This window comes from Arthrobacter sp. Y3224198 (genome assembly GCF_059090025.1).
On the sequence record NZ_JBNHFG010000008.1, the window covers coordinates 85621 to 98132 of the forward strand.

Here is a 12512-nt window from a genome sequence, read left to right on the forward strand (position 1 = left end):
GGGCCCCGGTGCGCTCAGCTCTCACTTCTGTTCCAGGAAAGCGAAGTATTCCTTGCCGCGCTCGGCCCAGTCGAAGGAGGCAATCAAATCCGCGGGGGCGGGCGACCAGCCCTCCGCCAGGAGCTGCCGGGCCGCCGAGATCCAGGCGGCATCGGTATCCTCGTGCACCACGGCGACCGAGGGCACCCGCGCGGCAAGGTACTCTGCGGCCGTAACGGGGGTACTGACTACCGCTGCGCCGGCGGCAACCGCTTCAAGCAGCGTTGTCTGGAACCCTTCGGCCAGCTTCGTGGGATTCAGCAGGACGGCACCGGTGAGGATGCGGCTGATGTCGGCGGCGCGGAGATACCCGTGCACGTGGATCCGGTCCCGGAACGGAAGGGGCGCAATGGCCGCTTCCAGGGCAGCCCGTTCGGCGCCGTCGCCGATGAAGTGCATACTGGCCGCGGGCCGTTCCGCGAGGATCTTCGATGCCGCTGCAAGGGCGCGCTCCCACCCCTTCCCCGGAACGATCCGGCCCAGGAAGACCAGCTTTTCGTCGCCGTGTTCTGCCGTATGGCCGGTGAAGCCGGCAACATCGATGGCGTTGTGGAACACAGTGGCCTGGCGGCCAGACAGCCGGTGCACAAACGCTTGGGCGGATTCGGAGATGGCCAGGACCTGGGTGGCGGTGCGCAGGACGTACCGGCCAAGGGTGTGGTCCACGAGCTTGCTGGCCATCCCTACCAGTGGGGAGACGCCCCGGACATAGTCCGAGCCGTGTTCGGTGTGGATGGCGGGCACTTTCAGCCGGCGCGCTGCACGGACGCCCACCACGGACATCGGGAAGAAACGCGTATGGGTGGAAACGTGGGTAACGCCGATGGAGCGGAGGTAGCGGGTCAGCCGGAGGGTGGTTCCGGGCATGGGCCACGAGATAACGCCGGCCACCAGGGGAGTGGCGCGCAGCCGGATGACATGGAGCCCGTCATCGTCCCAGTCGCCGGTATCCCGGCCCAGGGCAATGACCGTAACCTGCACGCCCAGCTTGGCGAGGCTTCGGGCCAGCGCGAAGACATGCTGTTCCAGGCCGCCGACCTTGGGCGGATAGTTGTTAACGACAAATGCAATGTGGTGGCGCTGCTCTGGCACTTAGTTCCTTCGGTCCGTACGGCCGGCCTCATCGGTGGGCTGCTCGAGCAGGGGCCGTTCGGCCAGGCTGTCGAGGGTGCGCTCGACCCGCTCCAGGCTGGTGCGCAGGATCCCGACCTCCTCGGCCAGGGTCCGGGCTTCCTCTTCAACCGTTGACAGTTCCCACGACAGATGAAGGGTCACGCCTACCAGGAGCGTCAGTGCGACGGCGAAAATGAGGTTTGCGGGCACCTGCACGCCCAGCAGCCGGCTGGTCCAGAGGAGGATCTGCGGGAAGGCGGTGAGTACCAGTGTCACCAGCCCGAGGGACAGCCAGAGGATGGCATACTTCTCGCGAAGCTGGCCGCGGCGGAGCATGCGGAAGACCAGCGCGACGGTGAGGAAGGCAATGGCGAAGGTGATGATGCTGCCGGGCGACATTAGGAGTTGCTTTCTGCGGGGGTAAGCGTAGAGCGCTTTCGAGTCAGTGCCAGGAGCAGGGCCAGTCCGGACCTCGCGAGGTAGATCGTGGACTTAAACGGATCGTGGCTGGGAACGCCGGCCTGGCGCGGACGCATTTCCACCGGAACCTGTGTGACTGAGCACCCGCTGCGGATCGCCACGACCAGCGAGTCGATGGTATCGCCGAGGTATTCCGCCGGGTAGTGCTCCAGGTACTGGCGGATTGCCCTGCGGTTGCCGGCACGGAAGCCCGACGTGACGTCGGTGAGCCGGGTCCCGGACAGGCGGGACATCACTCCGGCAAGGAACTGCATGGCCCACTTCCGCGGGCCCCGGACCTCATAGCTGCCCCGGTCGGCGAAGCGGGCGCCGATCGAGATGTCCGAAGACTCCAGGCCCTCAAGCACCCGGCGGATATCGCGCGGGTCATGCTGTCCGTCGGCATCCACCTGGATCACGGCATCATAGTTCCGCCAGTAGGCGTACTTGAAGCCGGCACGCATGGCACCGCCCACTCCGAGGTTGAAGGGAAGCGTCAGCACGTCCACCTGGGCGGACAACGCGCTTTGCCGGGTACCGTCAGTAGAGCCGTCGTCGACTACCAGGACGTCGCAGTCCGGGACGGCTGCCTGGATCTCGCGGATAGTGTCCGGAAGCGCGGCTTCTTCATTCCAGGCCGGAATTATCACTAGGGTTCGGGTTGTGGAAGGCATTGAGGTCATCATACCAATGACGGCCTCCTGCTCCGCTTTCCCAGGCTCTGCCGGGATCCGGGACCAAGCGCTCATTTACGGATGGAACCCTTCTCGAAGTCCTGCCGGCAACTGCCGTCGGTGGTGCAGACCTGGTCGGAGACCGGGTAGCCGTAGGAGCTGTTCTGTCCGCCGGCGGCCCACCAGGCCGCCCGGATGGAGCCGCTCACAGGGCGGGTGCCGTTGGCCGGGGTGACGTAGTAGGTGCCGTTTTGGAAGTCCTGCAGGCAGCCGCCGTCCTTGAGGCCGCAGACCTGGTCCGAGACGGGGTAGCCGTACGGGCTGTTCTGCCCGCCGGCGGCCCACCAGGCCGATCGGATGCTGCCGTTCACGGCGCGTGCGGCGGTGGCCGGGCTGGCGTAGAAGGTGCCGTTTTGGAAGTCCTGCAGGCAGCCGCCGTCCTTCAAGCCGCAGACCAGGTCGGAGATGGGGTAGCCCTGCGGTCCGTCCTGGCCTTTAGCTGCCCACCAGGTGTTACGGATGCTGCCGCTGACGCCGCGGGTGCCGTTGGAGGGCGTGGCATAAAAGGTGCCGTTCTGGAAGTCCTGCAGGCAGCCGCCGCCCTTCAAACCGCAGACCAGGTCGGAGACGGGGTATCCGTAGGCGCCGCCCTGGCCGCCCGTCGCCCACCAGGCCGACCGGATGGTCCCGCTGACGGCATGGGTGCCCGTGGCCGGCGAGGAGTAGATGGTGCCATATTGGAAGTCCTGAAGGCAGCCGCCGTCCTTCAAACCGCAGGCAAGCCAGGATACGGGGATCCCCACGCCGCTGGCCGCGCGAACGGGTTCGTAAGACGCCGGAACTTCATACCTGGTGACTGCTTCAAGGCTCGCTTCGTTGCCGTTCCAGACATTCGAGTCCCCGACGAAAGGGCCCGCGCTGCTGTACTGCCAGATGGCGTATGAGGACCAGCCGTTGGGGAGTGTCCCCGCCCCCACGGTGTTGTAGTTGGCGATGTGCAGCTTGTGGTTCGCGAACTGGGCGGAGTTTCCGGTGCAGGTACGCCACCAGTCGGTGGTGGTGTAGATCAGGGGCAGCGTGCCGGTGCGTGAGTAGACGGCGTTGGAAAAGGAAGATATCCAGGAAACCATCTGTCCGTGGGACAGGCCGTAGCAGGTGTTGCCCAGTGACGGATACGGGTTGTATTCGATGTCGAGCAGCGGCGGCAGCGTACCGGTGTTTGAAATCCAGTTGCCACCGTTATCCAGGAAGAAGTTTGCCTGCGCTGCTCCGCTTTCCTCCGTGCTCGGAATGGCAAAGTGGTACGCCCCGCGGTACATTCCCACATTCGCGGCACCGTTGTATTGCTGCCCGTAATATTCGTTTTTGTAATACGTTCCTTCAGTTGCCTTCACATAGGCGAAGCGGGCGCCTTGGTTCCAGGCTCCGGCCCAGTCGACGTTCTTCTGGTGGCTGCTGACATCAAGGCCCTGAAGCCCCTGCGGCCGCCAATCGGCCGCGGGGGAAATCGTGGCATCCCCGGTTGTCGTAAACGCCGTCCCGATCCGGGCCTTGCCGGCGGAGAGCGCGGGGGCGGCGGGATTCACCGCTGCGGCCGGGCCGGCCACCGGATTCGGCGGCACGGCCTCCGGTTCGGGCAGCGCACCGGCCTCGGCCTCCTCGCGGAGCCCGACTTCCTCGGGTGTGGCTACCTGCGGGTCACCGGTGGTCAGGAGCCGTTCCAACCCCTGTCCCATGCGGGCACCCAGCGGGCCAACCTCGTCCAGCAGCTCCTCATCGCCGGTTGGCTCTTCGCCGGCCCCGGTGTCGTTGGCAGGTGCGGGAACAGCGGTGGGCCCGGGCGCCGCCGGCTGCGCCGGTTCCGGCGTCGTGGGCGCAGATGAAGGGGGAAGTCCGGCATCCTCGCCGGCGGCGGGAAGGGTTTGGTCGGGCGTTGCGGCCGCCGGGGCATCCTCCGTTGCTGTTTCCACAGCCTGCCCTGCATTCCGGTCCTGGGCCCAGCCGGGGGCCGGCTGCTGGACTATGCCGCAGGTGAGCCCAATAGCCAGGGCAACGGCTCCTATCCGGAAAAAGTATGGTTTTTTCAAGGGTTTCTCCAGACACAGCGCGGAACCAGAAGCCGGCGAATTCGCCGTAAGCCGACCTAAAGCGTACCGGAACCAATGCGGGAACCCCGGAGCAGGCACGCCACGTTTGAGGTAACACTTCACCTTCAAATGAATATCGGTGAAGGGTGGCTGCCGAAATCAACCCGGCAAAGAAGAAGAATTCCTGGCCGCTGGACCCGCGCCGGGCTGCCTACGTCAGCACATGCCTGGCTAACACGAGCGTTCCCTGCAGGCTGGGCCTGCGGGCGCTGTGCAGCAGGACGAGGAGTGCATGCAGGCGGGACGTCCAATGCAGATCCGCGGCCAGCGCCGCTTTTTTCCACCCCAGCTCCCGGAACCGGGCCGCTTCCCCGCGGAAGAACCGCTTCTCCTCGGCAAACCTCCTGCCGTCGGCCGCCCGCACCGAGGAGTCCGACCTGCTGTGCCGCCGGTACTGGAATACCGGGTCCCGGAGCAGGAGCATTGAGCCGCCGGCGGCAGCTATGTCCAGCAGCAGTGCCAGGTCCTGCACGACGTCGTATCCCGGACGGAACCCGAAGCGCTGCATCTGAACCGTCCGCCAGGCGAGGGAAGGGAAATAGTGCCAGCCGGCGTGCAGCAGGCTGGCTGCCATCGCCTCGCCGCCGATGGTCAGTTCCGGGCGGGGCCGGGGCGCGCTGAGACGCTTGACCGCATCGGCGAGGGTGCGTGTCCGCTCACCGTGTTCATCAATGACCTCCACACCGGGCTGGATCACTGCCGCGTCCGGATGTTCCGCCAGGGCGTCAGCCACCGCGCGGAGAAAAGGCGGCAGCATCACATCGTCGGCACCCATCATCACCACAATGGGTGACTGCGCCAGCGCGAGGGCTTTGCGGTAATTGCCGCTGGCACCAAGGTTGGCAGGGTTCCGGATGTAGGTCACCCTGGGATCGGCGAGGGCTGCAAACCAACGGGCCGGTTCCTCATCCGGGTAGGCGTCATCCAAAACCAGCAGCCGCCAGGCGGGATAATCCTGGTTCAGTACGCTGAGCACGGCCGTTTTCAGGTAGTCCACGTCCCCGTAGTAGGGGAGGAGCACGTCGACGGTTTCCATGGCTGCTGCCTTCCATCCGGACAACGGCGAATCAGGTGGCGGGCCGGACGCTCCGGACCGGACAAGCTGTGGTGCTAAACCTGCAGGGATTGAAGCTGTGGCGCATAAACCGCTACAGCGCGTAGTGTTTGGCGGGATTCCGAGGAGCAGGCAAGGAGGAGAATACCGAGTGCCGGGCATCGATTCCAGAGAGGCGACGGGTGTGGGGGCCGCGTCCGTCATTGCCGCGTTGTCCGGGTTCCTCATCCTGATTGTTGCCGCGCGGAGCCTTTCCGCACCGGCGAATGCCGAGTTCCTCGCCTTCTGGGGTGCACTCTTTGCCGTCTACGGGATCCTGAACGGGGTGGCAGCCGAATCGACGCGTGCCGTGGGCCGGGCTCTCCTGGCGCCTGCGGGGACACCACCGGGCGGTTCGACAACGGCGGGCGGGTTGGTTGCCGGCACGGTGCTCGCCGCGCTCGTGACGCTGGCGGCCGTGCTGTCCGGTATGGGCGGGTCCGCCCGGGGCGGCCGCCTGGTCTTCGGTATCCTGCTGGCCACCTGCCTCCTGTTTGCCGTTCATGCCGCCTTGGCGGGAGCGTTGCAGGCCATGGGCAAATGGCACCGCTATTCCACCCTGGTGCTGTTGGAAGCCGGGCTTCGGCTGGCTGCCGTTGCGGCTGCCGGGTGGCTGGGCCTGGGCTTGGATGGGTTGGAGGCGGCGTGCCTGGCCGCACTGCTGGCCTGGCCCGTTTTGGTCCTGTTCTCACCGGACGCGCGGGCGGGGCTGCGGGCACGCGGCGACGTCGGATTGGGACTGCTGCTGCGCCGTACCGGCCAGGCCTGTGTTTCCGCCGCGGCCTCGGCTGCCCTGGTGGTTTCCTATCCGCTGCTGGTGAAAGCAACCACATCGCCGGAGGAGTTCGCCCGTGCTGCCCCCGTGCTGCTGGCCGTTTCCCTGACCCGGGCACCGATCATGCTGCCGCTCGTGGCATTCCAGGGCCTGGCCATCACGGCGGTGCTGCGCGCGGAGGAGGGCAAGGGCTGGAAGGCACTGTCCCGGCCGATTCTCTCGGTGATAGCCCTGGGCGCCGGCGGCGCCGTGCTGGCCTGGTGGATAGGGCCGTGGCTGATGACGTTCTTCGGGCCGGATTATCGGCTTCCGGGATGGATCCTGGCGGGCCTCACCGTTGCCACGGCCGGGGTTGCCGTACTGACGCTGTCCGGGACAGCGCTGCTGGCCCTCGGCCGGCACCGGGCATACACCACGGGTTGGGTTACCGCGTCCGCGCTGGGTTTCCTGATTCTCCTGCTGCCGTATTCCACGGAGGTCCGTTGCCTGCTGAGTCTGCTGATCGGGCCGCTGGCAGGACTTGCAGTCCATTTCCGGGCCCTGGCCAGGGGCTGAGGACGGCGGGCCGGCACCGGGCCGGCCGGAGTTATCCACAAGTCCTTCCCGTACCCTCCCGCGGTGGCCTCCTGCGCCCTAGCCTGTGGCCCGTGGCCCGGGCACGGCCACCCGGTCTTATTCCGGCCACTACGTCCGGCAGGTAACGGGGGAAGCTGATGGACGCTTTTCATATCGTCGAAGACGAAGTACGTGAGCTGATCCGGGTGCGCGGGCTGGATCCCCAGACGCAGGTGAACGAGGTACGGCAGCTTGTGGACGCAGCCGTCTCCGACTACGACGAGCGGTCCCTCGTCGGTTCGCTGCCGCCCCTGGGCGGGCGGGAGAGCGTCCGGCGGCAGGTGTTCGACGCCGTCGCGGGGTTCGGAGTGCTCCAGCCACTCCTGGATGATCCCGGTGTGGAGGAGATCTGGCTGAACTCTCCCACGGAAATTTATCTGGCCCGGGACGGCCGCTCCGAACTGACGTCGCTGACGCTGGCTCCCGAACAGGTACGCCTCCTTGTGGAACGGATGCTGAAGTCCTCCGGGCGGCGGCTGGATCTGTCCTCGCCTTTTGTCGATGCCTCGTTACCGGACGGGTCCCGCCTGCACGTAGCAATTCCGGACATCACCAGGCGGCACTGGGCCGTGAACATCCGCAAATTCGTGGCCCGGGCCCGCCGCCTCGACCAACTGGTGGAGCTGGGAACACTGACCGCGCCGGCGGCGCGGTTCCTTGCCGCCGCCGTCGCCGCCGGCCTGAACATCCTTGTCTCGGGTGCCACGCAAGCGGGAAAGACCACCATGCTCAATTGCCTTGGTGCTTCGATCGGGGCCCGGGAGCGGGTGGTGACCGTGGAGGAAATTTTCGAGCTCCAACTGCCGCTGCGTGACGTGGTGGGCCTGCAGTGCCGGCAGCCAAACCTGGAAGGGGAGGGCGAGATTCCGTTGCGCCGGCTGGTGAAGGAAGCACTGCGGATGCGCCCCGACCGGCTGATCGTAGGAGAGGTCCGGGAAGCGGAAAGCCTGGACATGCTGATTGCTCTGAACGCCGGCCTGCCGGGCATGTGCACCATCCACGCCAACAATGCCAGAGACGCTGTGACCAAGCTGTGCACCTTGCCGCTGCTCGCAGGCAGCAACATTTCCAGTTCCTTCGTGGTCCCGACCGTGGCGTCCTGCATCGACCTGGTGGTCCACTGCGCCCGGATGCCGTCGGGGAAACGGGAAGTCACGGAGATCCTGGCGCTGGGCCGCCGGGTGGAAGGGGGCATTATCGAGAGTTCGCCGGTGTTTACCCGGCTGGACGGCCGGCTGTCCGTCACTGCGTCGTCCATGCCGGCAACGGAGAAGTTCGCGCAGGCCGGCATCAACGTTGCCGTATTGCTTGAGGCAGGAGCATGAGTGCCGCCGTCGGGCTGTGCCTTGGCTTGGGACTGCTGCTTCTGTGGCAGTCCTGCTGGGCCACACCGCCGGTTCCGAGGCGCAGGCGCACCGGTTATCTCGACGAACTGTTGCGGCAGGCAGGGATTGAACGGGTCAGCGCCGCCGGACTGCTCGCGACCAGTGCAGCAATCGGAGGCTGTGTCCTGGCCGCAGTATTCGCCGCCACCCTGTCCCTGCCGATCGCGGGCTGTTTCGGTCTTTTCGGCGCCGGCCTGCCCTATGCCCTTGTCCGGGTGCAGGCCCGCCGGCGGCGTGCGTCGCTTGCCGAACTGTGGCCCGACGTCGTTGATCACCTGCGCTCGGCGATAAGGGCCGGTCTGTCCCTGCCGGAGGCACTCAGCCAGCTCGCGCACAACGGACCGGCCGAGCTCCGGGACCATTTTCAAGGTTTTGCCGCCGACTACCGGTCCGCCGGCGATTTCGAGGAAGCGTTGACCAGGCTTAAGGACGCGCTGGCCGACCCCGTGGCCGACAGGATCGTCGAAGCACTGAGGATCACCCGGCAGGTAGGCGGCACGGATCTGGGCAGGCTGTTGGGCACACTGGCTGGTTTCCTGCGTGAAAATGCGCGGACCCGCAGCGAACTGCTTGCCCGGCAGTCGTGGACCGTGAACGCGGCCCGCTTGGCCGTAGCCGCTCCCTGGGTGGTGTTGCTGCTCCTCTCCGCCCGGCCCGAAACAGCGGGGGCCTACAATAGCGGCGCGGGTGCTGGCGTATTGGCCGCCGGGCTTGCCGTCTCGGTGGTGTGCTACCGGCTGATGCTCCGTATCGGAGCGCTTCCGGACGATGTGAGGGTTCTGCGGTGAGCGCCGTCGAGCCCCTTGCCGTGCTGGCCGGGGCTGTGTTCGGAAGCGGGCTGCTGCTGGTACTGGAGAGGTTGCTGCATAGGACGACTTTTGCCGACCGGGTGGCACCGCACCTGCGCTCGGTGATACCGGCGTCGCGCCTGCTTTCCCCCGGTCCGGCGGACCGGACACCGTTTGGAACCCTGGAACGCATCCTGCGGCCGGTGCTTCGGGACGCCGGCCGCCGCTTGAACCGGCTTTCCCCGGCCAATGGTCCCCTCGCCGTCCGGCTCGAGCAGGCGGGGGGAGGGAAAACCGTGCTCGATTTCCGTGCGGAACAGGTTCTTTGGAGCGGTGCCGGATTCCTCGCCGGGGGAGCTATGGGCCTGTTCCTGGCAGGGAACGGCCGCATGGGAGCCGCGGGCGTGGTGCTGGGCACGGCGGCTTGTGCCGTGGCCGGTTTCCTACTGCGTGATTACCTGCTGACACAGCAGATCCGCCGCCGAAATACCCGCATCCTCGCGGAGTTCCCGAGCCTGGCCGAAATGATGGCGCTCGCCGTGGGTGCGGGGGAGAGCGCCGTGGGGGCCTTGGAACGCGTTTCCTCGGCGCAGGGGGAACTGGCGGGAGAGTTCCGGAAAGTCCTGGCCCGGACAAGGTCCGGGACGCCGTTGACGGAGGCCCTGCAGGATTTTTCCGACCGGATCAGGCTGGCACCGCTGGCCCGTTTCGTGGACGGGGTCAGTGTGGCGGTGGACCGCGGGACGCCGCTGGCGGACGTGATGCGCGCCCAGGCCCAGGACGTGAGGGACGCGGCCCGGCGGGACTTGATGGAAACAGCGGGCAAAAAAGAAATCGGAATGATGGCCCCGGTCATTTTCGGCATTCTTCCCTTAACTGTCCTGTTTGCGGTGTTCCCCGGGCTGGCTCTGTTGCGGCTGGGTCTGTAAGCGGCGGCCGGAGGGGGAATCACCGTGGGAGACAGGGATCCAAACGAAAGGAACAAGATGGCGCAAGGTCACAGCAGGCATCGGGACTCCACGGGTGCCCCCGTCGAAGGCTGGAAGACGGCTGTTGCCGTGCTCGCAGGGTGGTGGCACCGGGCCGGCCGCCGGTTCAGGACTGCCGCCTTCCCCGGCGACCGGGAGCGGGGTGATGTCCCCGGCTGGGTCATGATCACCCTCATGTCCGCCATTTTGGTGGCGGCCCTGCTGGTTGTGGTCCAACCTGCCTTGGAACAGCTGTTCGACTCCGCGATGGAACAGGTACAGCCATAGCCCGGCACGTACTCCGGCGCGGTTGGCGCCCCCGGTCGGAGGGTTCGGACCGGGGGTCGGCCGTCGTGGATTTCGTGCTCGTGGGGGCGTTGGTCAGTTTGATGTTCATGGCTGTCATCCAGTTGGCCCTGGTGCTGCATGTGCGCAACACCCTCATTGATGCGGCTGCTGCCGGTGCCCGCTATGGAACCCTTTCGGACCGGTCCCCGGAAGACGGGGTGGAGCGCACCTCCACTCTGATCGAGGGAACCCTCGGCCGGCGGTACGCCCTGGACGTCAGCAGCGCCGAAGAGAGGGTTCAGGACACCCGCCTGCTGGAAATCACGGTACGGGCGCCGCTGCCGGTCATTGGATTGATCGGCCCCCGGGACGGAATCGAGGTGACAGGGCATGCTGCCCGGAGGTAGGCCATGGGGTGGTCCCCTGCCCCCGGACAGTGGGCGCGGTACGTCATCCGGGGCGGACGAGTCCGGCAGCGCCATTGTTGAATTCATTTTCCTGGGGCTGCTCCTGCTAGTGCCGGTGGTCTACCTTGTGATCTCGGTCGGGCAGGTCCAGGCGGCGTCGTTCGCGGCCGTCGGGGCGGCGGATGCAGCGGCAAAGACATATGCCGCGGCACCGGACGGTGCGACCGCGGAGGACCGGGCTGCTGCGGCTGCAGAACTCGCGCTGGACGATTTCGGGCTGGCACGCGACCTGATGCGGCTGGACATCATCTGCTCACAGGAGTGCCTGCAACCGGGCACGAGTGTCACCGTCCGGGTGTCCGTGGACGTTCCGCTGCCCGGACTGGCCTGGGCTGAGGCTTCAGTGGTGACCGTCGACTCTGAATCCACCCAGATTGTGGAGCTCTTCGGATGAGCCAGGCAGTCCGCCGGCCCGGCACGTTGCGGCGGGTGTGCGGGTCCGCCCCGTCCCGGGACAGCGGCCAGGTGGGTGTGCTGATCATTGGCTACACTCTGCTGGCGCTGCTGACCGTCACAGTGATGGCCGCGGCCTCTTCGGTGTACATCGGTCAGAAGAAGTTGCTGTCCGCGGCGGACGGGGCAGCGGTGGCAGCCGCCGATACCTTCTCCCTTGGTGCGTCGGCAGCCGGGGATGCCCCGGCTGCCGTGCTGAACGCGGACGCGGTTCAGGCTGCGGTGCGCACCTATCTGGCCGACACCGGGGCCGGGGACCGGTTCGAGGAGCTTGCCGTTGTGGAGGGAACCGGTACTGCAGACGGACGGACTGCCCGCGTGGTGCTGACTGCGCGGGTGCATCCGCCGATTGTGAACTTCCTGGTCCCGGACGGCATCCAGGTCACCGCCGTCAGCGAGGCAAGGGCACGGCTGGTGCAGTAGGGCGAGGCCGTTCCTGGGGAGGCCGGACTGGATGCGCATACGGTGTTTTAGTTGTGGTTTGACCTTGAAACACGTGGTGGAGAGCGGCCAGTCTGGGAGGACGATACACGGCTTCGCAACGCCCGAAGGAAGCGCGTTATGAAAGGTATCTCCAAGCTGGCCGTCGGCTCCGCCACCCTCTGCCTGGGGCTGGCCGCCTGTACCGCGGCACAGGAGGACGGGTCCGGTTCGGCATCGCCCTCTCCTACGTCCCAGGGCGGCGCGTCCGGCGGAACCACGTCAACTGCACCAGCTACAGGGGAAAGCACGTCCGCGCCGAATCCGAGCGGATCCGGGGCGACCGAGGGAAGCCCGCGGGTAACGGACCCGGATCCGGCCACGGTGGCTCCTTCCCCTGCGCCTTCTTCCACCGGGCCTCCCGTCACCCCGGCGCCCCGGACCGAACGGAAATCGGCTCTGGACATGACACCCGAAGAGGCCATGAATGCCGCCATCAACGGGCAAATCACGATGGCCGAGTATTGCTCCCGGGATACGTTCCTTACCTCGGGCGACACCCAGATGTGCTACTACTTCAATCATCCCGAGATCACCCTTCCGCCTCCCGACTACAGCGAACGGTCCTGGCGGGACAGTCCGACCCGGTACAGATTCACCTATTACGAGGCATATACGGCATGGCAGCAGGGGATGCCGTATTACGAAGCGTTCTGCCTCAACTACGTCCCGGTGACACCCGAGGGCGAGTCCCAGTGCATCGGCATCGAATCAGGCACGGTGGACAGCTACACGGGGGAGTACATAGGTCCGTAGCCGGGCCAGGCT

The 12512-nt window shown here is 66.6% G+C and carries 14 protein-coding genes; 9 read left to right on the plus strand and 5 right to left on the minus strand.

Annotation, left to right across the window (positions count from 1 at the left end):
• Positions 1-21: 21 nt before the first annotated feature.
• From AC5RUF_RS06605 to AC5RUF_RS06625, 5 genes are all read right to left on the minus strand, one after another.
• The gene (locus AC5RUF_RS06605) at positions 22-1131 is read right to left on the minus strand and encodes a glycosyltransferase family 4 protein (protein ID WP_493996567.1); all 1110 of its coding nucleotides are present in this window, start codon (positions 1129-1131) and stop codon (positions 22-24) included.
• A complete protein-coding gene (locus AC5RUF_RS06610) occupies positions 1132-1551 on the minus strand; it encodes a DUF2304 domain-containing protein (protein WP_493996566.1) in 420 nt (139 codons plus the stop codon).
• Entirely contained in the window at positions 1551-2294 is a 744-nt protein-coding gene (locus AC5RUF_RS06615; RefSeq protein ID WP_493996574.1) for a glycosyltransferase family 2 protein, read from the minus strand. The genes AC5RUF_RS06610 and AC5RUF_RS06615 overlap by 1 nt, the downstream gene beginning before the upstream one ends.
• Positions 2295-2356: 62 nt before the next feature.
• Entirely contained in the window at positions 2357-4255 is a 1899-nt protein-coding gene (locus AC5RUF_RS06620) for a GH25 family lysozyme (RefSeq protein WP_494130056.1), read from the minus strand.
• Between the two features lie 328 nt (positions 4256-4583).
• On the minus strand, positions 4584-5468 hold the full coding sequence (locus AC5RUF_RS06625) for a glycosyltransferase family 2 protein (RefSeq protein WP_493998700.1): 885 nt from the start codon (positions 5466-5468) through the stop codon (positions 4584-4586).
• Between the two features lie 169 nt (positions 5469-5637).
• Between AC5RUF_RS06625 and AC5RUF_RS06630 the strand changes: the two genes are divergently transcribed.
• The 9 genes from AC5RUF_RS06630 to AC5RUF_RS06670 all read left to right on the plus strand — a co-directional run bounded on the left by AC5RUF_RS06630 (position 5638) and on the right by AC5RUF_RS06670 (position 12500).
• Positions 5638-6855 (plus strand): hypothetical protein, encoded by a 1218-nt coding sequence (locus tag AC5RUF_RS06630; protein ID WP_494130057.1) that lies wholly within the window; start codon positions 5638-5640, stop codon positions 6853-6855.
• Positions 6856-7013: 158 nt separating this feature from the next.
• Positions 7014-8240 (plus strand): TadA family conjugal transfer-associated ATPase, encoded by a 1227-nt coding sequence (locus AC5RUF_RS06635; protein WP_493996186.1) that lies wholly within the window; start codon positions 7014-7016, stop codon positions 8238-8240.
• Positions 8237-9088 carry a type II secretion system F family protein gene (locus AC5RUF_RS06640; protein WP_494130058.1) on the plus strand — a complete coding sequence of 284 codons (852 nt, stop codon included), beginning with the start codon at positions 8237-8239 and terminating at the stop codon, positions 9086-9088. The genes AC5RUF_RS06635 and AC5RUF_RS06640 overlap by 4 nt, the downstream gene beginning before the upstream one ends.
• Positions 9085-10017 carry a type II secretion system F family protein gene (locus AC5RUF_RS06645; RefSeq protein WP_494130059.1) on the plus strand — a complete coding sequence of 311 codons (933 nt, stop codon included), beginning with the start codon at positions 9085-9087 and terminating at the stop codon, positions 10015-10017. The genes AC5RUF_RS06640 and AC5RUF_RS06645 overlap by 4 nt, the downstream gene beginning before the upstream one ends.
• A 57-nt stretch (positions 10018-10074) precedes the next feature.
• Entirely contained in the window at positions 10075-10344 is a 270-nt protein-coding gene (locus AC5RUF_RS06650) for a hypothetical protein (RefSeq protein WP_493996183.1), read from the plus strand.
• Positions 10345-10409: 65 nt separating this feature from the next.
• Complete coding sequence (locus AC5RUF_RS06655; protein ID WP_493996182.1) at positions 10410-10751, plus strand: TadE family protein; 342 nt, start codon at positions 10410-10412, stop codon at positions 10749-10751.
• Positions 10735-11205, plus strand: a complete 471-nt coding sequence (locus tag AC5RUF_RS06660; protein WP_493996181.1) for a hypothetical protein — start codon at positions 10735-10737, stop codon at positions 11203-11205. The genes AC5RUF_RS06655 and AC5RUF_RS06660 overlap by 17 nt, the downstream gene beginning before the upstream one ends.
• Positions 11202-11687: a hypothetical protein gene (locus AC5RUF_RS06665; protein WP_493996180.1), complete on the plus strand. Its 486-nt coding sequence runs from the start codon at positions 11202-11204 to the stop codon at positions 11685-11687. Before AC5RUF_RS06660 ends, AC5RUF_RS06665 begins: the two co-directional genes overlap by 4 nt.
• Before the next feature lie 138 nt (positions 11688-11825).
• Positions 11826-12500 carry a hypothetical protein gene (locus AC5RUF_RS06670; RefSeq protein WP_494130060.1) on the plus strand — a complete coding sequence of 225 codons (675 nt, stop codon included), beginning with the start codon at positions 11826-11828 and terminating at the stop codon, positions 12498-12500.
• Positions 12501-12512 lie beyond the last annotated feature (12 nt).

Excerpts from the sequence above, each read along its gene's own strand:
- AC5RUF_RS06650 (WP_493996183.1), top strand. The coding sequence starts at position 10,075 with ATGGCGCAAGGTCACAGCAGGCATCGGGACTCCACGGGTGCCCCCGTC.
- AC5RUF_RS06610 (WP_493996566.1), bottom strand. The coding sequence starts at position 1,551 with ATGTCGCCCGGCAGCATCATCACCTTCGCCATTGCCTTCCTCACCGTC.
- AC5RUF_RS06660 (WP_493996181.1), top strand. The coding sequence starts at position 10,735 with ATGCTGCCCGGAGGTAGGCCATGGGGTGGTCCCCTGCCCCCGGACAGT.
- AC5RUF_RS06665 (WP_493996180.1), top strand. The coding sequence starts at position 11,202 with ATGAGCCAGGCAGTCCGCCGGCCCGGCACGTTGCGGCGGGTGTGCGGG.
- AC5RUF_RS06640 (WP_494130058.1), top strand. The coding sequence starts at position 8,237 with ATGAGTGCCGCCGTCGGGCTGTGCCTTGGCTTGGGACTGCTGCTTCTG.
- AC5RUF_RS06625 (WP_493998700.1), bottom strand. The coding sequence starts at position 5,468 with ATGGAAACCGTCGACGTGCTCCTCCCCTACTACGGGGACGTGGACTAC.
- AC5RUF_RS06635 (WP_493996186.1), top strand. The coding sequence starts at position 7,014 with ATGGACGCTTTTCATATCGTCGAAGACGAAGTACGTGAGCTGATCCGG.
- AC5RUF_RS06670 (WP_494130060.1), top strand. The coding sequence starts at position 11,826 with ATGAAAGGTATCTCCAAGCTGGCCGTCGGCTCCGCCACCCTCTGCCTG.
- AC5RUF_RS06615 (WP_493996574.1), bottom strand. The coding sequence starts at position 2,294 with ATGACCTCAATGCCTTCCACAACCCGAACCCTAGTGATAATTCCGGCC.